Consider the following 21,020-nt stretch of genomic DNA (forward strand, 5'->3'; position numbering starts at 1 on the left):
CCGGAGACAAGCCATGCGCAAACTGATAATGGGCATCGTCGAGTTTCGCGAGAAAATGCTGCCGCAATACGCGAAGCAGTTCAGCAAACTGGCGCTTGCGCAGACACCCGATGCGCTCTTCATCACGTGCTCGGACAGCCGGGTTGTGCCGGACCTGCTCGTCTCGACGCATCCGGGCGATCTGTTCACGATGCGCAATGTCGGCAATCTGATACCACCAGCAACTTCGGAAGGAACCTCTACCGGCGACCTCTCCGAGGCAAGCGCAATCGAGTACGCAGTGCTGGTGCTGAAAGTCGCGAATATCGTTGTATGCGGGCATTCCGAGTGCGGTGCAATGAAAGCCGTGTATGCACACAACGCCAAGCTGAAAGCGCCGAACCTCGATAGATGGCTTTTCCACGCCAATAACGCAGCGTTTCGCCTCGAAAACGAAGGTCCGCTCAATGGGACGTTGAAAACGCACGATCAATTGTCGCAACTCAACGTGCTTGTGCAACTCGAGCATCTGATGACATACCCGATAGTTCATCAGCAGGTCACGTCCGGGGCACTGGTATTGAGCGGCTGGTGGTTCGACATCGCGACGGGCGACATGTACGCCTATGAGCGCACGAGCCGCTCATTCGAAGTCATCGACCGTGCGATGGCTGACCGGATGATTGCGCGCCTGGCCGCACGTGCACGGTGAAGGCGCGCTCCGATGTTCGCTCGTGGCGACGTCAATCGATGAAACGAAATCAGATGAGTTGCGCAGTGGGACGTACGACGATTTCGTTGACATCGACTTCAGCCGGCTGCTCGATGGCGAACACAATGGCACGCGCAACGGCTGTGGGAGAGATCGCTTTTTTGTAGATCTCCAGAATGCGGGCGCTGTCCGTGCCGGTAGTTTTGTTCTGAATACCACTGTCTACTGCACCGGGCGTGATCGAGGTCACCCGGATTGAATGTTGGGCCATCTCGGCTCGCAATCCTTCCGAGAGCGCTCGAATGGCAAACTTGGAAGCAGAGTGCACGGCGCCACCCGGTGAGAATACCTTCAAGCCATGGACCGAGCCCAGGTTGATCACGTGGCCAAAGCCTTGTCGCAGAAATACGGGCAAGGCGGCAGCGATCCCCCACAGGGTCCCCTTCAAGTTCAGGTCAATCGTGGCTTCCCATTCCTCGGTGTTCACCTCGGCCATCGGACGAATCAACATGACGCCCGCGCTGTTGATTAGCACGTCGAGCTTGCCGAGATCAGCGACGATGGTATTGACGACCCGCTCGATATCGCTCTTTCGAGTGACGTCGACGTTGTAGTGCCTGGCGTCTCCACCCTCGGCGCGAATTTGCTGGACCAGCAGCGCCGATCTCTTTTCATCTATGTCCGCAACGGCAATGATTGCGCCGTCTGCGGCTAACGCTCTCGCCGCGGCAGAGCCGATTCCGCCCGCGCCGCCTACGATCAAAACCACCTTACCCTTGATTCCTTCACGCATCACGTATCCTTTTGCCTTTGATGAGCTTCGGCGCATTTGCGTTGAGCAAACGCCCGAGCCGCCGTTCATGCATCGACAGATGCTGTTGCTCATCGAAGGCCTCATGCTAACCGGCATGTTTTCGTTGAACCATTCGCTAATTTCCGACAATGGCTGATCAAATCCGCACACCGTTCGATTGGGAAGACATCCGTATCTTCGTGTCTCTAGCACGTTATGGGAGCCTGTCAGCCGCAGCGCGTGCATTGTCGCTGTCCCACGCGACGATATCCCGCCGCATTCGGACGCTCGAGAAAGCGATGGGGGAGAAATTGGTGGAACGTCGTCCCGATGGTTATGCGTTGACCGCGGCTGGCGTGCGCGCTCTGTCTCCTGCGAGCGAGATGGAAGCGGCCGCTGCAAGATTCGGACGCCGAGGCGAAACCCAGGTCCCGAGTGGACTGGTGCGCGTCAATGCCCCTCCCAGTTTGGCCCAAAGCTTTCTCGTCGAAAGACTAGCCCGCTTGAGCACGACCTATCCAACGTTGGATATCGATCTCGCCACCGACTTTCGAGCGGTCAGCCTCGAGCGACGTGAAGCCGACATTGCGCTGCGGTTCGGTCGGCCAACTGACGGCGATGTCATTGCAAAGCGGGCGGCGACGGTCGGTTTCGGTTTTTATGCTCTGGACGAATGGCGGCGACGTCTGGATGCCGGCGAGAGCCCAACCTTTGTTGGCTTCGACGAGGCCAACGCGCACTTGCCGGAAGCCACCTGGCTCAGTGAAACCTACGCGCGCGCCCGCATGGCATTCAGAAGCAATAGTCAGGTGATGCAGGCTGCAGCGGCGCGCGCCGGCGCAGGAATCGCCCTATTACCGCACTTTGTCGGGCGCAACCAGGATGCATTGGTGCGCTGCCTGATGTTGGAGGCACCGCCATCACGAGAACTTTGGCTATTGATCCGACGCGATGGCGTCACCGACCTCGCAACCAAAACGGTCGCCGACTTTCTGATCAACCTCTTCTCAGCGAGCGTGAATCGATCGAATAGGTTGCGCTCGGACATCGCTTAGCCTTTGCCAAGGGTTGTATCGCACGCACGTCGGTTCCGCCTTGAGTGCATCTGTACAAAATTGATCATCCGCTGAACAAATACGAGGAATGCCGCCCGGAGAGCGATGTCGCCATAATCGCCGCATTCTCATTCGACATTAGGCGCTGCGATGACTGGTGCAACGATTACCCTGATTGGCGGACCCACCACTTTGATCGAGATAAACGGCTGCCGGTTTTTAACGGACCCGACGTTCGATCCGCCTGGTACTTACCAGCCATACCCTGGCAAGTCAGTGACGTTTGATAAAACCACCGGTCCCTCGATGACGATTGAGCAGATCGGCGCGTTAGATGCCGTATTGCTAAGCCACGACCATCACTTCGATAATCTCGACTCAGCGGGGCGCACAATCTTGCCGGCCGTGAAAACGACCTTCACCACGATGTCCGGGCAGGAGCGTTTGGGCGGCAATGCGTTGGGCCTCGCCCCCTTCGAAACAAAAACGTTCGAAGGTTCGGGCGGCAGGCGTTTGCTGATTACCGGGACGCCGGCACGACATGGCCCGGTGGGAATCGAGCCGTATTCGGGTGACGTCATCGGTTTTCTGCTGGGAGAAGAGGAAGAAGGCGATGCGATCTACGTGACCGGCGATACGGTCTGGTACGAGGGCACGGCTGAGGTCGCCCGCCGGTATTCTCCAAAGGTGGTGATCGTCTTTGCCGGCGCGGCCGAACCGCGGGGACGCTTCCAGATGACGATGGACAGCAACGATGCTCTCGCTGCCGCCCACGCCTTCCCCAATGCGAAGATCCTGGCAGTGCACAACGAAGGCTGGAAGCACAACACGGAAAGCGCCGACGACCTCGCGTCGGTATTCAACTTGCTCGGCGTCGGCGATCGCTTGTTGCCCTTGCTGCGCGGCGAGCCTTTGAAAATCGAGTGGTGAATGACAAACCCGGCGAACGCAGCCGGTCCCACGCTCGGTGTCGACAGAGCGCAGCGCACACGCTATGCCTCATTCAGAAAAGTGTGCCGGATCGCCTGCAAGGCGCGACCCGGCATCGCTGCGAGCCTCAACGCACAGCTAGAAGGACTGCCAGGCCGGATTGCTATCGCCGGACGCAACGGGCGCGTCGCTCCTGCGCTGGACACTCTTCCTGGTCTTCAGCATGGGGCGGCTTGCTGCGAGCGTCGTGTGCTCCGGCAGGCTTGCGAGACCGACGACGTGCGTGGGCAAACGAAACGTCGAAACAAGTTCGCGCAGCGTGCCTGACTGCGCCGCCATCGACTGCGCAGCTGCAGAGGCTTCCTCAACAAGCGCCGCGTTCTGCTGCGTCACCTCGTCCATCTGCATGACGGCCTGGTTCACCTGCTCGATACCGGTATGCTGTTCGACCGACGCGGAAGCGATCTCCCCCATCAGATCAGTAACACGTTTTACCGAGTCGACCACCTCTTTCATGGTCGTCCCCGCGTTATCGACCAGTGATGTCCCGGCCTCCACTTTCGCCACGGACTGGCTGATGAGTTCCTTGATCTCTTTTGCCGCCGAAGCACTACGCTGCGCGAGTCCGCGGACTTCGCTGGCGACAACGGCAAATCCCCTGCCTTCCTCACCGGCCCGTGCAGCCTCGACTGCCGCGTTCAGCGCGAGGATGTTGGTCTGAAATGCAATGCCCTCGATCACGGAAATGATCTCGGCCACTTTTGCCGAACTCGCGGAAATGTCGTGCATGGTGTGAACCACTTGCGCTACGACTTCGCCACCTCTTGCTGCCACCTCGGATGCGTTGCTGGCCAGCGTATTGCCTTGCTTGGCGTTATCCGTGTTCTGTTTTACCGTCGCGGTCAGCTGCTCCATGCTCGCTGCGGTTTCTTCGAGCGATGCAGCCTGCTCTTCCGTTCGCTGGCTAAGGTCAGTGTTGCCGGCGGCAATCTGCGAGGAGCCGGTAGCAATGCTTTCGCTGCTGGATCGAACGCGGCTGACAACGTCCACGAGTCGTTCGTTCATGTTTCGCAGCGCCAGTAACAGTTGGCTGGTTTCATCGGAACCGGACACCGCAATGTCAGATGTGAGATCACCGCGGGCCACCGTCTCGGCAATACCAACCGCGCGGCCGAGCGGAGTGACGATCGAACGTGTGATCAGCCATGCCACGAAGATAGAAAGAAGGATCGCCGCACACGCAAGCGTTGCAGTGAGCACAACCGTACTACGGTAGTTCGACGCAGCTTCAGTACTCGCTGCAGCTGCTCCAGCGCGATTCAGCTTTACACCTTGCTCGATCCATTGAAGCGCATCTGTGAATTGCCGTGCGGACTCGCCCGTTGCCAGTGTTCTAGCGGCGGCAAAGCCAGCGTCTCCCGACTCGGACAACTCAAGCAGGCTCTTGTCGGAACCGAGGTATGTCGTCCACGCCTTCTTCATGTTGTCGACGATCTGCTGTTCCTCGTGCGAGGAAACAAGCTTCTCATAATCGGCCATCGCAGTACTTAGCGATGACAGTGCCGCGTCGTGCTGCGTGCGTTGGTCCTGTTTCTGGCGCGCATCGCTTTCCAGTATGGAACGCAGACTTGCCCTGCGCACGCCGTTGGCCAGGGCCCTGATCTCCCCAAGACTCTGCACGCTCGGCAACCAGTTCTCAGCGATGTCCTGAGTGCCTCCATAGATTCTGGAGACCTGCAAAACCGCCAGCCCCCCGGTCAGCAGCAGCAACAGCAGCGCAACGCCAAATCCGACTCTAAGTCGCGCCCCAATTCGTAGATTGCCCAGATACTTCATTGCTCAACTCCCACTTGATGTGTCTCAGATATATCGGATCGGTCAATGGCACACTGAACCGCGCCAGGTGTAAATACTTTGAATAAAATAATGTTCGGTATGCTTAATTATTCTTGCAGTCCATTTAACGCGTAATTCAGGACCTCCAGTCTCCGCAGACATCAGGCGTACGAGAAGCATTCCCTCGAAGGTGACGTGCGTATCCCTTGCTCCATGGTCGATCCGGCCAATGGCGACGCAACGCAGGCGTCCGCTTTTCGCTCCCGCGCCTTCCCATGCGGCCCGCTCTCGTAGCTTTCTGCAACGGCGAGAAGCTCCCCCAGCTCTCCGCTGCGGCCGGTCAGCGCGGCCCTGATGGACTGCTCGAGCGGTAGCTCCTGAGCAAAATCAGCCTGTTCCCGCGCATAACTCACGTGCAGCAACGACAGCATGCCGGTGAGGTAGGCGGTCTGTGCGAACGCCGTTCCAGCCGGGCGCTGCAACAGGGCGAGTCTCAGCATGAGAGACGCGCGTTGAGTCGCCAGCGCAATCAGCGGGTCACGGGAGACGATGTCGAAGTCCCCATGGTTGTAAAGCAGCAGGCTGCACCACTGGAAGAGTCTCGTTGTCCCGGCCGCAGCGAGTGCGTGGTGCAGCGATGAGATGGCCGTACGTTTCTGGTTGGCAGTACCCGGGCAGTTCGCAAGCCGAAGCAGTTGCGCCACCAGCACTGGCATAGTCGACAGTGCACGTATGATCCGGTGATCACACGCATCGTCGATCAGCAGGTTCAGCACTTCGAGCACCCGCCCCAGGTCAGGCACCATACGGCGCGCCTGCATGAGCTCTGGCCTGCTGAAGTAGAACCCCTGAACCATGTCGCAACCCGAATCGATGGCAGCCTGCAACTGCTGCCTATCGTCGACCTTCTCTGCTACGACGACCTTGCCAGTGCGTTTCAGATCGCGCACCACTGTCTTCGCTCTGCCTGCTTCAATGGCGGGCCACTCGAGCTTGACGATGTCTACTACCGGCAGAAAAGCCTCGATGTCAGGAGTGATGTCCAGCACATCGTCCAGCGCGATCCGGAATCCGGCAGCGCGCAGCAGAGCGCATCGTTTTTTAAGCTGGTTGTCGAGCTCGCACGTCTCGAGTACTTCCAGCACGAAGCGCCTGCCACCAAGGATCTGAGTCACTGCGGAGTGCAGGAAGTCCGCAGTGCAATTCAGATATCCATCGAGACCGTCCAGAACTGCCTCAATCCCCAACGCCCCCACGGTGCGCTCGACAACCTCCGCAGTGCAGCCAAACCCGTCGTAAATATTCGCCCCGGGGCCAGGTCCATCCCTGAACAGAAGCTCATAAGCCACGAGCCGGCCCGCCCGGTCGACAATCGGTTGGCGCGCGACCCAGGTCGTTGCAGCGTGGCTAGCTCCAGTCTGCTCACTGCTACTCATGATCTCGCCTCCCGTTGTCTGTCCGGTTCGTATTGTTTTCGCCGCTGACCGGCGTCTTCAAATATTGATAACGGCGCGAGTCTGACGATTCTTTAGTGAAATTTCCATTTTTTCCATTTTTTGCGGATGCCTAAAACGGCGCCGCGTCCACTCTGCCGAATTGATCGACATGCGGCTTTTCCAAAAAAAAAAACCGGCCAATGGCCGGTTTCAGAAATCCTTGCCCGTCGGGGTACGGGAAGGACGAGGGTTGATACAAGCCTCCATCTTAACTCGATTTGCCGAATTTGCTATATTTTTTTCGTGATTCGCCGTTTACCCCTATATGCCGTATCCTCCCGGGGACGAAAAGACTGGAACAAGATGGAAGACCCAATCATCACCACCCGGGCGGCAGCAGAACTGCTCGGCGTTTCGATCCGCACTGCGCAGACATGGATCGAACAGAACGCCCTCGACTCATGGAAAACGCCAGGCGGCCACCGGCGCGTGCGCCGCAGCGCTGTAATGGACCTGATGGCGAGACTGGCGCGCGAAAGAATCCACGGCCCTGCGATGGTCCTCGTCCATGCGCCGCGACATAAGATGCATCGCTACGTTGAAACCTTGGGCGTTTTGCCGGAGTGCACCGTTCGCGCCGATTCCGACCCGTTCTCAACATTGTTAACGGCCGGATATCTGCTACCGCCAGTGATCGTCGTGGAATTCGACGGGGACGACGGCGTCTACCCGCGGCTCATAAAAGAAATCCTCCAGCATCCGGGACTGGGACACACTCACGTCGTCGTGACCGGAGATGTGCCGGGCGAACACGTGGCGAATCTCGGGGGCCCAGGAAGCCGCCTGCATGTGTTGCCGACGGGCGGGACTTCGGAAATTCTGCAGAAGACAGTCCGCCACTTACTCGGTGACAAAGGGGCACTGGCCCGGCCTTCGGTCGGGCCGGAGAGCGGTGATCCAGCGAGCAACGAGTCGCAACGGTTGATGGCCGTTGCCGCCGCCGGCGTAGTCGATACGCCTGAGGAAGAAGCGTTCGACGAGATCACGCGACTGGCGGCAACCCTGCTTGAGGCGCCCATTGCGTTGCTGACGTTGCTCACGCCGGAGCGGCAGTGGTTCAAATCTCATTGGGGCCTTGAGCGCAGCGAAACACCGCGTTCATGGGCCTTCTGCAACTTCACGATCCAGCAGGACGACGTATTCGTCGTTGAGGACGCGGTGGCCGACCTGCGCTTTGCAGAGAATCCGCTGGTGACGGGCGAGCCCCACATCCGCTTCTATGCGGGCGTGAGCGTTCGCGACATTCAGGGCTACGCGCTCGGGTCGCTGGCTGTGATCGACCGCGCGCCGCGCAGACTCCTCCAGTCGCAGCGCGACGCACTCTCCACGCTCGGGCGCCTTGCGTCGGACCGTATCAACCTGCGCATCAGGGAACGCCAACTCAGATGGGCTCTGACGAGGCGCGCTGACGCGGGTGCCCCGCCCGTCGCCTGAGATCGAACAAATGATCCTGGTCCACCAACTGAAGGCTGGCCGCTGTCAGTAAGCTCGACGGCGCGTCGCTCGTGCACTCGAAGCCGCGCTGTCTTTTTTCGCAACACATAGCCGCCCGGTTGCGCCAACGCGCAACAGCGTCATGACCGTCAGCAAGCACGCTGACGGGCTCCAATGTTTCCCGCCTCTCCAGCCTGGCGCGTCTTGCGGCTTAGCACTGCCGAAATGGCATGCGACTTGCCTTGAACGACTCGCAGCCAGACTGCGTTCCCAAAGCGACGACGTCGCCGTCCGGCTTCGCGTCGATAACTCAACAGCAACCATGTGGTGTGGATCGGACCAGCGCGCCGCGCTCGAGTTCTGATTGGCCGCGACCACGTCGCATGAGACCGGAGAGCGCTTAAGCGCGAACTCCGGTCGACACAGGAGACAAGGATGAAAGCACGTTCAATTTCGGTGCTGCGGCCGCGAGCGCTTGCAATAAGCGTCGCCGCGGTCGTCAGTCTGTCATGCGCAACGGCCGCCTTCGCCGACGACTATCCCGCCGTCACCTACGACCGGCTGAGCGCCGCGCAAAGCGATCCGGGTTGGCTCACGTATTACCGCACCTACAACGGCCAGGCACATTCGCCGCTCAAGCAGATCGATACGTCGAATGTGAAGCAGTTGAAACAGGTGTGGAGCTACAAATTTCCCGCGGATCTGCAACAGGGTTTCGAAGCCACGCCAATCGTCAATGGCCGTTACCTCTTCGTGACCACGCCGAAAGACAACGTCTATGCATTCGATGCGGCAAGCGGCAAGCAGTTGTGGAAGTTCGAACCGAAGCTCGGCGCCGAGTCGTTCAAAACCGCATGCTGCGACGTGATCAATCGCGGCGTCGCGCTTTACGGCAAGAACGTGTATGTCGCGATGCTCAACGGCGAGGTCGTCGCGCTCGACGCGCAAACAGGTTCGCTCGCATGGCGCAAGACGATGTTCGAGCCGGGAGTCGGCTATGCGTTCTCGCTTGCGCCGCTCGCGATCGACGGCGCGCTGGTGGTGGGCAGCGCGGGCGGCGAGTATGGCGCACGCGGCTTCATCGCGGCATTGAATCCCGATAACGGCAACGTGCTGTGGAAGCGCTTCACGGTGCCGGCGGCCGGAGAGAAAGGCGCCAACACGTGGCCCGACGGCATGCAGGAGCACGGCGGCGCGCCTGCGTGGCTCACGGGAACGTATGACGCGGCATCGAGAACGCTGTACTGGGGCGTGGGCAATCCGGGCCCGTGGCTCGCAGATCTGCGGCCGGGCGACAACCTCTATTCGGATTCGCTGCTCGCGCTCGACCCGAAGACCGGCGACCTCAAATGGCATTACCAGTACACGAAGCACGACACCTGGGACTATGACGGCGTCAACACGCCGGTGCTCGCGAACATCAAGTATCAGGACAAGAACTATGACGCGATCATTCATGCGGACCGCAACGGCTACTTCCACGCAATCGACCGCGGCACGGGCAAGCTGATCTACGCGAAGCCCTTCGTCAAAGCCACCTCAGTGACAGGCTACACCGCGGACGGCGTGCCGGTTCAGGACCCGTCTAAATACCCGAAGACAGGCACGACCATCGAGACATGTCCGAGCTTCCTCGGCGGCAAGAACTGGTGGTCGGTTTCGTACGACCCCGACAGACAGGTTGCGATTGTTCCGGCGCTGCATGCGTGCATGTCGCTGTCCGGCAAGTCGGTCACGTACATGGAAGGACTGCCGTACCTCGGCGAAGGCTTCGAGATCAAGCCTGAGCCTGGCAGCAAGGGCTACGGCGAACTGCAGGCTATCGACGTCACGACCGGCAAGAAGATGTGGAGTTACTGGAGCAAGCTGCCGTGGAACGGTGGCGTGGCCACCACCGCGAGCGGACTCGCGTTTAGCGGTTCGCTGGACGGCCATCTGTACGCATTCGATTCGTCGACCGGCAAGGTGCTCTGGAAGAGCCCGAAGCTAGCGAGCGGCATCGTGGCGCAACCGTCGGTGTTCGAGGTCGACGGCAAGGAGTACGTGGCGATTCTCGCCGGCTACGGCGGCGCGAATCCGATCTGGGGCGGGCCGATGGCGAAAGCTGCCGAGAAAATTCCACGCGGCGGCACGCTGTACGTTTTTGCACTCAACCACGGCTGATCTCCACGCGGCCGCCGCGCCAGCCTCGCGCGCCTGTTCGCGCGCGCAGGTGGCTCGCGGCGGTCCCGCCCTTCCCGGAAGCAATATCATGAAGACTCGACTCAACTCTTTTGCTCTAGCCGGCGCGTTGCTGGCGAGCGGCATGCCGATGCCTGGCCACGCCAGCGCGGGCGTGCGCGTTTGCACTTTTCCAGGCAGCCCTTCGACGGTACTCGACGAGGCCGTCACACGCGAAGCATTTCGCAGCGCGGGCATTGCTTTGACGCTTGCGCCAGGAGGCTTCGCGAGCAACGACGACGACGGTGTCTCGCTCAAGGAACTCGACAAGGCGCTCGCCCGCAAATGCGATGTGATCGCCGGCTTTCCGCGCTCCGAGGTCGCCGACGGCTCCAATAGCAAGCTGACTTTCTCGCGGGCTTATCTGCACTCGGGCTATGTGAGCGTGACGATGCATGAACCCGCGGTGCACACAGGCGACGCCGAGATTGTTGCGGCCACATATGCGAGTCCCGCGCAGTTGATTGCCGTGCAGCAACCGAACGTGAAGCTCGATCTTGAGAACACCGCTGAACTCACCGTCGATGCCGTCGCCAACGGACATGCACAACGTGCGATCGTCTGGTACCCGGCTGTCGTTGCTTATACGAAAACGCATCCCGAGCGGCGCTTTCAGATCGCGCAAGCCGCTTCGGCATATGCCGACTGGCAACTGGTGTTTGCGTTCGGCAAAAACGGTGCGGCGTTGCAGCCGCGTATCGACGCCGCGCTGCGCAAGATGGAGTCCGACGGCAGACTCGCCGCATTGACGCGCGGCTGGACGCTGCCTCGCACGGCACAGGCGATGATGCCGGACGCAGCGGTGTTTGCGTATCGCGACGGTCCTCGCCGCGCTGACATCAACGGAGCGATCATGCGAGCCGGTGGTCGCGAGATCGCCGAGGGCCATTTCATCAAGGTCGATGCGGCCGTGTCCACGGACGCGCCGGCTTTCGACCGCGCCCAGGTCGCGCATGGCAAGACCTTGTACTCGAGCGCGTGCGCGAAGTGCCACGGTCCCGATCTGCAAGGATTGAATGCGCCTGCGTTGCGAGGTCCGTCGTTTGCACCAACGGCGAATGCGAAGCTGACTATCGGCGGTGTGTATGGGTATATGGCGACCAACATGCCCGCGGACCGTCCCGGCAAGATGAAGCCGCAAGACTATGCGGACATCATGGCGTTCCTGTTGTATTCGAACGGCTACAGCGCCGGAAAGAGCAAGCTGACGGACGAGAGCGCGAGGGCGTCGTCGAAACCGCTGAGCGCCGGTAGCTCGCTCAATGCGGGTACTTCGCCCTAGAGGCAAGCGGTCAAAGTGTGATTCGCGCCGTGCGGCGCGAGTGAAAGCGCTCAGCGATTCCCTGCGGTTCAGGAGAATCGCTGGGTGCTTTTAACGTATGTGATAAGTACCTTGCGGCGCCCCGAACGCTCAAATCGTGATCACTCTACCCAGCCGCGTTGCCGCGCATGCTCGATGAAACGATAGACGTCCGTGGCGAGATCCGACGCGTTGAACATGTCCTCGAGCTCGCCGATGATCTCGTCGAGTTCGCGCGTGCCGTCGCAGCGACTTAGTATTTCGCCTGCTGTCGGATTCAACTTGACGACCCCTGCCGCAGACACCAGCACATAGCCGTCTTGCGCGACATCTCGCTGCAAGCGAAAGCGCGGGTGCAAATTCGGGCGCGGACCGATGAAGTTTTCAGTATCCGGAGCATTCATGGCAGTCACGCGTTTCTGATTCGTTGTGGCAGGGGGCTGCCTGCATCGAACCCCGGAATCTATGCTTGCGCAGGCGATGCTTTGAACGCCGCCGCGCGCGTCGTGCAACGTGACGCGCGCGGCGGCGTTTGAACATGGCTTAGCGAGTGGCGATATACATCGTAATTTCAAAACCAAAGCGCAAGTCGGTGTAAGCGGGGGTGGTCCACTGCATGGTTGTCTCCTGAAATAGGACATTCGATAAAAAACCGCGTCGGCGAAGCGGTTCTCTTTCGAACGCAAGGTCCATGCCGAACGTATCGACCGGCGCTTTCATTTCGCCTGTAGTGCAGCCGTAGCGTTGCGTCCCAAGCGACGGCTTGTTTGCGGGCCAACGCCTGTTGCGCGTTACAAGCACGGCGTGCTGGGCGCAGGGTCGAAATTCGCACCCGTTCAATTCCGGAACAGTGCTGTTGCACAACGGAGCATTGCAGCGCATCGCGCCGCAAGCGAATCACGCTGCGTCTTCGCTGTTGTTCGCGCCGTGCGCCGGCAGCTTCCGATAGATGGTATTGCGCGAGATGCCGAGCGTGCGAGCCGCAGCCGACACGTTGCCGCCATGCTGCGCGACCGCGTTGGCGATCACGCTCGCGGCAACGTCGTGAAGCCGCCCGCTCGGTAACGACAACACATCCACTCCGTGCGGGGACGATGGCCCGGCGACACGCAGGTCGTCGAAGAAGTCGTCGGGAAGATGCTCGCGGCGAATTTCTCCGTCTGCATCCACCATCACCGCCGCCGTGCGCAGCAGATTGCCGAGCTGGCGGAAGTTGCCGGGCCACGCGCATTGCCCGAAGAGCGTCATGACGTCGTCTGCGATGCTGAGCGCCTGGCCGCCGCCGATCTCAGCCGCTGCGCAATCCAGCATTTTTCTGATCACCGCTGACAGATCGGTGCGTTCGCGCAGCGGCGGCAATTTGACGACCAAACCGTTGAGGCGGTAGTACAAATCCTCGCGAAAGCGGCTCTGCGCGATCATTTCACGCAGATCGCGATGGGTCGCGCAAATGATCGCGACATCGACGGGTATCGACTTTGTCGAGCCGAGCGGGTTCACGAGACGCTCCTGCAGCACCCGCAACAGACGCACTTGCAACGGGTACGGCATGTCGCCGATTTCATCGAGAAAAAGCGTGCCGCCGTTGGCCTGCAACAGTTTGCCGACGGCGCCTTTGCGCCGCGCGCCGGTAAATGCGCCCTCCTCGTAGCCGAACAGTTCCGATTCAATCAACGTTTCCGGTATCGACGCGCAGTTCACCGCGACGAAAGGGCCGGCGCGGCGAGGCGAATCGTTGTGAATCGCCTGCGCGAGCAGTTCCTTGCCGGTGCCCGTCTCGCCGGTGATCAGAATCGGGATGTTCTTGCCGATGACCTTGCGCACCTTGGCGATGACCGCCGCGATCTGCGGGTCGCCGGTGTCGAGATAACCGAGTTTCGACAGCGGATGCGCGGGCATGGCGGACGGTTCGCTGCGCTGGGCTGCAGCCGGTTCGGTCGGCGTGCGCGAACGGGCGGGCTCTTCGGCGACTGTCGCGCGGCGGAACCGGACATTCGCGCACACCACGGCGCCGTTGCTCAGGTTCAGCGACAGATGACGATCGCGGTGCGTGCGCAAACGGTCGATCAACTGGGCGCTGGTAAGCCCGAACAGCGACGACAGCGTATGCGCGCGCAACCCCGCAAGCGGCACGCCGAGCTGGAACTGCGCGCTGCGATTCGCGGACAGAAATCGGCCGTCGCACGTGAAGGCAGCGATGCCTTCCATCAAGGTACCGAGAAATTCCGGGCGGCCATGAAATGCGATCTGCAAGGTTTCGCGGAACGTGTTGGCAAACAGATGATTCTCGATCATCTGCACGGACATTTTCGCGAGCGCCATGGTGTGCTGGTGATAGCTGCGATGGTCGCCCGTGACGTCGAGCACGCCGATGAGATCGCCGTACGGATCGAGAATCGGCACGCTGGAGCAGGTCAGGAACCGGTTCGCGGCGAGATAGTGCTGCTCGCCGTGCACGACGGTTGCGCTGCGCTCGGCGAGCGCTGTGCCGATTGCATTGGTGCCTTGACGGTTTTCCGCCCAGTTCGCGCCCGGCCGCAGCGCGACCTTTTCGGCGCGCCGCAGGAAGTCGTCGTCGCCGATCGAATGAAGGATCAGACCTTCGGCGTCCGTCAGCACGATCATGCTCTGAGTGTTCACAATCTGCTCATGGAGGGTTTCCATGACCGGCGTGGCGTGCGCGCAAAGAATGCGGTTCTGCTCGAGCTTCAGCGCCAGTTCGCCGGCCGGCAGCACATCGTAGTCGGGACGCATGGACTCGCTCAGACCGAACACTTCCGAGCGTTCATGGGACTTCTGAATCGACGGGGTAAGCCAGCAAGTCTCGTTGGGGGCGAATGGGGTTACGGCGTGATACGTATCGTCGCGCATTGTCTCCTCCTGGTCAGGCCCGGGTCGTTTTGCCCGGGCCGTGATGGTGCGACACAATGCAAATATTGCGCCAACTCGTCACACACAGCGGCTGGCCTGATGGTGGACGGCACGCATGCCACCGACATCACGCGCCCGACGGACTCAGCAGATTCCCCAACGCCGACGCTGTCACCGGCCGCGAAAACCAGAAACCTTGCGCCTCGTCGCAGCCGAGCGCCTGTAGCTGCGCCGCCTGCTCAGGTGTTTCGACGCCCTCCGCCGTGACGCGCAGCCCGAGTGCGTGTGCCATTGCGACGATCGCGCCGACGAGCGCGTGACATTGCGGATCGCCGGCCATTCTCGTCACGAACGACTGGTCGATCTTCAGGCGATTGAGCGGAAACCGCGTCAAATACGCGAGACTCGAATAGCCTGTGCCGAAGTCGTCGACGGCAATCTCCACGCCGAGCCCGCGCAGCGCGTGAAGCGTTTCTAGCGTGTGCTCGGTGTCGCCCAGCAATACGCCTTCGGTGATCTCCACTTCCAGATAGGACGGAGCGAGCGCGGCGCTGTCGAGCGCGCCGCGAATGGTCTCGAACAGGTCGTGCCGCTGGAACTGCTGCGGCGACACATTGACCGCGACGCGCGGCAGGTTGCCCGTCATGCGAAGCAGCTTGCCCGCGTCGCGACACGCGGTGCGGATCACCCATTCGCCGATCTGCTCGATGAGTCCGGACTCTTCGGCAACCGGCACGAACTCGGCCGGACTGATCATGCCGCGCTCCGGATGATTCCAGCGCAGCAGCGCTTCGACTTGCGCGATGCGGCCAGTGGCGAGCGTCACCTGCGGCTGGTAGACAAGATGCAACTGCTGGCGCTCCAGCGCTTCACGCAACATGGTCTCGATCTGGAAGCGGCGCGCGGCCTGCCCTTCGAGCGCGGTCGAAAAGCGCCGGACCGCGTTGCCGTTGACCGCCGCTGCCGCCGAGAGCGCGACGCCCGCGCGGCGCATCAACGTCGGCGCATCGCCGCCGTCGTCCGGATACGCGACGATGCCGATGCTCGCCGCAATGTTCAGCGCCGTACCGCCGTAATCGATCGGTTCGGCAATGCGGCTGAGCGCCTCGGCGGCGAACGCATCGGCAGCGGAGCCGGTCTCGTTGATCAGCAATGCGAACTGCGTGCCGCCGATCGAGGCGATCGTGCCGTCGTTCGGAAAGAGACCTCGCAACCGCTCGCCGACGATCTGTAACACCAGTTCGGCTGCGTGCAAACCGAGTGCGTCACGAAGCTTGCGCAAGTGATCGAGCTCAGCGATCAGCACTGTAAAGCCGCTCGTATGGCGTTCGCAGCGTGCGATCGTCAACTCGAGGCGCTCGGTGAAAAGCGTCTGATTGGGCAGGCGCGTCACGCCGTCGTGATGCGACACATACCAGAGGCGCGCGTCCGATTGCGCGTAGCGCGTCATGTCGACGACAACGCCGACGTAACGCGCGTCGCCGGGATGACACACCCCTTCACCGGAAAGCGGAGACAGCGCGAGTACCACGCGTACCGGCGTGCCGCTGCGTCGCAAATAGGTCCACTCACTCTCGTAGCGGGCGCCTATCTTGGCCAATATCGGCAATTCACCGCGACGTCTCGCAAGCTCTGCCGGATCGTGGAGAGACTCAAAGCTACGCCGGCCGATCAGTTCATTGGCGGTCATTCCCGTCAGTTTTTCGAAGGCCGCGTTGACGTGCTCGAACGTGCCGCGTGCATTGCAAATGAACATGCCGAAGGGCGCCGCTTCCAGAGCGGCGTCGCGCGCATGCACTGCAGGATGAGACGGGTCTTGCATCGCGCGCCTTATATTTTTCTGATAATGGCCGAGACCGCGTGCGGCGACTAAGGCGCGCGCGGCAGCGCTGATTTGATAAACACCGCACAGAGCGCTTGCATGCCCTTTGCGTCGTCTTCGTCGAAGCGCGCAACGAGCGGGCTGTCTACGTCCCATACGCCGATCAGCGTGCCGTCCGGTGCGACGAGCGGCACGACGATTTCCGATTGCGACGCGGAATCGCAAGCGATGTGGCCGGGGAATTCGTGGACGTCGCGCACAACCTGCGTCTCGCGCGTTTGCGCAGCGGTGCCGCAGACGCCTTTGCCGAGCGCAATGCGCACGCACGCCGGCTTGCCCTGGAATGGGCCGACCACGAGTTCGCGGCCATCAAAAAAGTAGAACCCTGCCCAGTTCAGACCGCTCAGCGAATGAAACACGAACGACGAGAAATTCGCGGCGTTGGCGATCCAGTCGGTTTCGTCGGCGAGAAGCGCGCGCGCCTGCGCGACGAGTTCTTCGTAATGCGCGGCCTTGGGCAATTGCGAGGCGGAGGAAACTTCGAACATGACGGGTCCGTGATGAAAGCGGGAAGTGAGGAAACCAGTCGGCCCAGTGTAAAGCAAGCGGCGCTCTGGTTCACTGGAGTGCGGCCACTACGACTGCACGCCGATGATCACGCTCGACGCCTTGAAGATCGCCGTTGCCGCTTTGCCTGCCGCGAGGCCGAGGCGCTCTGCGCTCTCGTTGGTCACGACCGCAGCGATCTGCGCGCCGCCCGCGCCAATGATCACCTCCGAATTGACCGCGCCTTTCGTTACTGACGTCACGGTACCCGCGATGCAGTTGCGCGCCGACACCTGATTCTTCGCTACGTCGACCATCACGATAATCGACGACGCCTTCACCAGCGCAAAAGCTTTCTTGCCTGCGGCGAGACCAAGCGCCGTTGCACTGCCGTGCGTAATGATTGCGACGATGTCCAGTCCGTCCGCGGTGCGCAGCGTGACTTCGTCGTTGACGGCGCCGTGCGTGACTGTCGTGACTTCGCCGGCAAACTGGTTGCGTGCGCTCGTTTGCATATCTTGCTCCTATGGATCAACGCACGAGGCGTTGAATGCGTTCGTTTGCGAATCGATCAAGTGTAATGGAACGCGCGACACCGTATCATCGTGGCCTTGGACTTACTTCGCCGAACTCATGCCTGTAGCCGTCCCTTTCCGCATCGCTCGCTCCTGGCCGAACGCCGCGCGCGCCGTCGTCATTTCCCTGGCTTTCGCGTCGCTTGCGGGGCTCGCCGCGTGTAGTAATCCGTCGCAGACACGCGACGCGCGCGTTACCGCAGATACGATCACGCTGTTCCCGCTCGGCGCCTACGATCAGGACGTCGATCACTGGCTCGATCCGGCGAGCCCCGGTTACGACCATGCGTTCCTGAGTGCCGCCGACCAGCAGGCGCACTTCCGGGCGCTCTATGCACGCTACTTCGGCACCGGCACCAATGCGCCGTCGCCGTGGAATTCCGCGTACGTCGCCATGCGCGTCTATCGCCAGCAAGGCGCGGATATCGTCGCGCTGCAGCAGCGCCGCATTGCCAGCTTCGACAATAGCGGCAAGAGCGGCGCGGCTGTCGGTTATGGCGAGAACTTCCGTCCGCACGACAAGGCGTGGATCGACGCCATCGCGCGCAACATGAACGTCGCGCAGTTCACCGAGGCGCCGGTCTACCAGCCCTCACGGCGTGCAATCGCGACGACCAACCTCATGGTGCGCGAACTGCCGACCTCCGACCCGTCGTTCTACAGCCACCGTCTGGCTGGCGAAGGCTATCCGTTCGACAACCTGCAGATCTCCGCGGTGCGGCCGGGGACGCCGCTGTATGTGCTGGGCACGAGCGTCGACGGCGCATGGCGTTATGTGCAAACGCCGGATGTGCAGGGCTGGGTGCGCAGCGACGGTGTGGGCATGGCGAGCGAGCGATTCGTCGATACTTGGCGCGCAGCAACGGCCAAGTCGCTCGGCGCGGTGATTTCTGCTTCGGCGCCGGTGCGCGATAGCCGCGGTGTCTTCCGCTTCGACGCGCCTGCCGGCACGCTGTTGCCATTGATCGCGCGCTCATCGGTCAACGCGGGACGCGGCGTGAAGACGCGTGCGGCGGCTGACGGTAGCGCTAGCGGTGCTGGTGCTGCCAATGACTCGAGCGCGGACGCGAGTGCCGGAACCAACGCTAGTGAACGTGGCGCAGTCGCCGTGGCGCCGGCTCCGCGTGAAGTCCTCGTGCCCGCACGCGACGCAGAAGGCGACGCGCTCGTTCGCACAGCCGAACTTACCGACCAACAGATTGCACCGATGCCGCTCGCCGCGACGCCGCGCCATCTCGCGACGCTGATGAAAGCACTGATTGGCCGGCCTTACGGCTGGGGCAACAGCGGCCTCTATAACGACTGCTCGTCGGAGTTGCAGAGCATCTTCGCGACCTTCGGCGTGTGGTTGCCGCGCCATTCGTCCACGCAGATGAGCGCCGGGCGCATGATCGATCTGTCCGCTTCGACGCCTGGACAACGCCTCGACTATCTGGCGCAACATGGCGTGCCGTTACGCACGCTGATTTATATCGGCGGACATGTGATGCTTTACATCGGCAATACGACTCGCAACGGCGTCACGGTGCCGGTCGTCTATCAGGACGTGTGGGGACTGCGTCCCGCTGACAATAGCCGGCGCGCGGTGATTGGCGGCTCCGTCATCCTGCCGCTTTTCGAGCACATTCCCGAAGATTCCACACTGCAGTCGCTTGCGGCCACGCCGACATTCCAGATCAGCATACTTGGCGCACCCGACGGGACGGCGGCGCCTTCGCCAGGCCCCGCTGCGGCGCCACCGGCGCCTGCGGATGAAGATCATCCGGCGGGCTGAGGGTTGGCTGCGATGACTGGAAGCTGACGGCTGACGGCCGATGGCTGACGGCTGACGGCCGATTCTGTTGAAAAAGTCGTGTTGTGGTTGGGGGCGCAGAAGTTGGCGACACGTTTCCGAGTTGTGGCGCTTAGCGAAGTGGCGAACTTGAATCAGGCAGCGATCCCCGTTGCTGGTCATGTAGCGGCCTGATTCATCTGCTTGCTTGCTGGCATGAGCCACTTGGCCATTCTTCGCAGATTTTGCGCGGTTGCTGCCATTAGGAACTCATCATGAGCACCGCTTGGACCGCGCAGTCGCAGGCGATCCAGCTTCAGGATGCGCTTGAGGTGAGCGAAGAGCATTTCCACTTTCTTTCGCTGCCGGCGAGACTGCTTGTATTCTGCGGTTGTCGCGATGCGCCTTGCTTCATCGCGGGCGGCTTCATGGATGCTGCGCGTGATTTTGCGAAACGACATATTCGGACAGCATTGATTCTTCATCGAACAATGGCTGCAGTTCTTTTCACTCGATCGATACACGATGGTGTCGGCTTTCGTGATGTGCGTGCGTGGATTTTTCAGTGGACGCCAGTCGCTGCGTAGGGCGTTCCCTGCAGGGCATCGATACTCGTTGGCCTGTTCATTCCAGATGAATTCGCTACGGGAGAACGTATTGTCCTTGCGCGTTGTTTTATCCCAGACCGAGACGTGCGGCTCAATGTGTTTCTCTTCAACCATCCAGCCAACCAGCGCTGCTGTGCCGTAGGCGGTGTCACCTACCAGCTTGCGGGGCGTCAGGTCCCATTGACGTTCTACACGGTCAATCATTGTTCTGGTTGATTCGACTTCCTGTGACCGATTCGCCGGCGTCGCCTCAACGTCCAGAATGATCCCTGCCTGCAGGTCAATCAGATAATTCGTCGAGTAGGCAAAGAACGCAGGGCCGCCTGGAGCGGCCGTCCATCGTGCGGCAGGATCGGTCAGGGATATCTTCTTTGGAGGCGTCAAAGACGTTGCTGGCTCAGACGCATCTGCTTTCACCGGATTGGTTTGCTGCAATGCCTCAAGGTATTCCCGCACAGCGCGACTCTGGCCGTCGGCACGTCCCCAGTCGATAGGCTCTGTTCCCAACACGCCATTCGCAGGACTCGCGTCAGCCTTGATGATGCTTGCATCAATCGCGAATCCCTCGCCTTTGACGAGCCCTTCGGTCATGCAGCGACTCAGCACAGATTCGAACACGTGACGTAACAGATCGCTATCGCGAAAGCGCCCGTGACGGTTCTTTGAGAACGTCGAGTGTTCCGGTACGGCGTCCTCCAGACCCAGGCGGCAAAACCACCGGTATGCAAGGTTCAGATGCACCTCTTCGCATAGACGTCGTTCGGACCGGACGCCGAAGCAGTAACCCACGATCAACATGCGAATCATGAGTTCCGGGTCAATCGATGGACGACCCATTGGGCTGTAGAACGGTGCGAGGTGCTGGCGCAGTTCTCGCAGATCAAGAAAGCGATCGATGCCTCTCAGCAGGTGTGATTGCGGGACATGGTGGTCGAGGTTGAACGAGTAGAAAAGCTTGTCCTGTCCGCTATCCAGTCGAATGAAATGAACGCGTCCCACCCAGAAAACAGGATCAGGAGATGTGGCTGGTTACAGGCCAACAGCGCGAATGTGTTCGGGAGGAAAATCCACG

The 21,020-nt window shown here is 61.0% G+C and carries 17 protein-coding genes; 7 read left to right on the top strand and 10 right to left on the bottom strand.

Translation table 11 applies throughout. The annotated features are described in order from the left end of the window. Positions 1–13 precede the first annotated feature (13 nt). Positions 14–691 (top strand): carbonic anhydrase, encoded by a 678-nt coding sequence (locus J2W46_RS21035; RefSeq protein WP_020065365.1) that lies wholly within the window; start codon positions 14–16, stop codon positions 689–691. Positions 692–740: 49 nt separating this feature from the next. On the opposite strand, the gene J2W46_RS21040 is transcribed toward J2W46_RS21035, so the two are convergent. Continuing rightward, positions 741–1,577, bottom strand: coding sequence for an SDR family oxidoreductase (locus tag J2W46_RS21040; RefSeq protein ID WP_310355849.1), 837 nt, complete (start codon positions 1,575–1,577; stop codon positions 741–743). Between the two features lie 56 nt (positions 1,578–1,633). Here J2W46_RS21040 and J2W46_RS21045 point away from each other — a divergent pair, with 56 nt between their 5' ends. Together J2W46_RS21045 and J2W46_RS21050 are read left to right on the top strand one after the other, a co-directional pair. Beyond that, complete coding sequence (locus tag J2W46_RS21045; protein WP_310355850.1) at positions 1,634–2,539, top strand: LysR family transcriptional regulator; 906 nt, start codon at positions 1,634–1,636, stop codon at positions 2,537–2,539. Between the two features lie 150 nt (positions 2,540–2,689). Further along, positions 2,690–3,469 carry an MBL fold metallo-hydrolase gene (locus J2W46_RS21050; RefSeq protein ID WP_310355852.1) on the top strand — a complete coding sequence of 260 codons (780 nt, stop codon included), beginning with the start codon at positions 2,690–2,692 and terminating at the stop codon, positions 3,467–3,469. A gap of 138 nt (positions 3,470–3,607) precedes the next feature. Here the strand turns inward: J2W46_RS21050 and J2W46_RS21055 are convergent, their stop codons facing one another. Together J2W46_RS21055 and J2W46_RS21060 are read right to left on the bottom strand one after the other, a co-directional pair. Further along, complete coding sequence (locus J2W46_RS21055; protein ID WP_310355854.1) at positions 3,608–5,305, bottom strand: methyl-accepting chemotaxis protein; 1,698 nt, start codon at positions 5,303–5,305, stop codon at positions 3,608–3,610. Positions 5,306–5,466: 161 nt separating this feature from the next. Beyond that, positions 5,467–6,741 (bottom strand): EAL and HDOD domain-containing protein, encoded by a 1,275-nt coding sequence (locus J2W46_RS21060; protein WP_310355855.1) that lies wholly within the window; start codon positions 6,739–6,741, stop codon positions 5,467–5,469. Positions 6,742–6,867: 126 nt separating this feature from the next. Here J2W46_RS21060 and J2W46_RS21065 point away from each other — a divergent pair, with 126 nt between their 5' ends. The 3 genes from J2W46_RS21065 to J2W46_RS21075 all read left to right on the top strand — a co-directional run bounded on the left by J2W46_RS21065 (position 6,868) and on the right by J2W46_RS21075 (position 11,737). Beyond that, positions 6,868–8,235, top strand: coding sequence for a GAF domain-containing protein (locus J2W46_RS21065; RefSeq protein ID WP_310355857.1), 1,368 nt, complete (start codon positions 6,868–6,870; stop codon positions 8,233–8,235). Between the two features lie 435 nt (positions 8,236–8,670). Next, a complete protein-coding gene (locus J2W46_RS21070) occupies positions 8,671–10,398 on the top strand; it encodes a methanol/ethanol family PQQ-dependent dehydrogenase (RefSeq protein ID WP_088174850.1) in 1,728 nt (575 codons plus the stop codon). Positions 10,399–10,486: 88 nt separating this feature from the next. Then, positions 10,487–11,737 carry a c-type cytochrome gene (locus tag J2W46_RS21075; RefSeq protein ID WP_310355859.1) on the top strand — a complete coding sequence of 417 codons (1,251 nt, stop codon included), beginning with the start codon at positions 10,487–10,489 and terminating at the stop codon, positions 11,735–11,737. Positions 11,738–11,877: 140 nt separating this feature from the next. Here the strand turns inward: J2W46_RS21075 and pqqD are convergent, their stop codons facing one another. The 6 genes from pqqD to J2W46_RS21105 form a co-directional block, all read right to left on the bottom strand. Beyond that, positions 11,878–12,159: a pyrroloquinoline quinone biosynthesis peptide chaperone PqqD gene (gene pqqD / locus J2W46_RS21080; RefSeq protein ID WP_310355861.1), complete on the bottom strand. Its 282-nt coding sequence runs from the start codon at positions 12,157–12,159 to the stop codon at positions 11,878–11,880. Positions 12,160–12,298: 139 nt separating this feature from the next. Next, positions 12,299–12,373, bottom strand: coding sequence for a pyrroloquinoline quinone precursor peptide PqqA (gene pqqA, locus J2W46_RS21085; protein WP_033379411.1), 75 nt, complete (start codon positions 12,371–12,373; stop codon positions 12,299–12,301). Between the two features lie 279 nt (positions 12,374–12,652). Continuing rightward, on the bottom strand, positions 12,653–14,626 hold the full coding sequence (locus tag J2W46_RS21090) for a sigma-54-dependent Fis family transcriptional regulator (protein ID WP_310355862.1): 1,974 nt from the start codon (positions 14,624–14,626) through the stop codon (positions 12,653–12,655). Positions 14,627–14,753: 127 nt separating this feature from the next. Further along, positions 14,754–16,448, bottom strand: coding sequence for a putative bifunctional diguanylate cyclase/phosphodiesterase (locus tag J2W46_RS21095; protein ID WP_310355864.1), 1,695 nt, complete (start codon positions 16,446–16,448; stop codon positions 14,754–14,756). Between the two features lie 47 nt (positions 16,449–16,495). Further along, on the bottom strand, positions 16,496–16,996 hold the full coding sequence (locus J2W46_RS21100; protein WP_310355865.1) for a GAF domain-containing protein: 501 nt from the start codon (positions 16,994–16,996) through the stop codon (positions 16,496–16,498). A gap of 87 nt (positions 16,997–17,083) precedes the next feature. Further along, on the bottom strand, positions 17,084–17,509 hold the full coding sequence (locus J2W46_RS21105) for a TOBE domain-containing protein (protein ID WP_087751240.1): 426 nt from the start codon (positions 17,507–17,509) through the stop codon (positions 17,084–17,086). Positions 17,510–17,627: 118 nt separating this feature from the next. Here J2W46_RS21105 and J2W46_RS21110 point away from each other — a divergent pair, with 118 nt between their 5' ends. Further along, positions 17,628–19,343, top strand: a complete 1,716-nt coding sequence (locus tag J2W46_RS21110) for an SH3 domain-containing protein (protein WP_310355869.1) — start codon at positions 17,628–17,630, stop codon at positions 19,341–19,343. 176 nt (positions 19,344–19,519) lie between these two features. On the opposite strand, the gene J2W46_RS21115 is transcribed toward J2W46_RS21110, so the two are convergent. Further along, positions 19,520–20,929, bottom strand: coding sequence for an IS1182 family transposase (locus J2W46_RS21115; RefSeq protein ID WP_310355878.1), 1,410 nt, complete (start codon positions 20,927–20,929; stop codon positions 19,520–19,522). Positions 20,930–21,020: the final 91 nt, after the last annotated feature.

The sequence above is a fragment of the Paraburkholderia strydomiana genome (genome assembly GCF_031456815.1).
Taxonomy (GTDB): domain Bacteria; phylum Pseudomonadota; class Gammaproteobacteria; order Burkholderiales; family Burkholderiaceae; genus Paraburkholderia; species Paraburkholderia caledonica.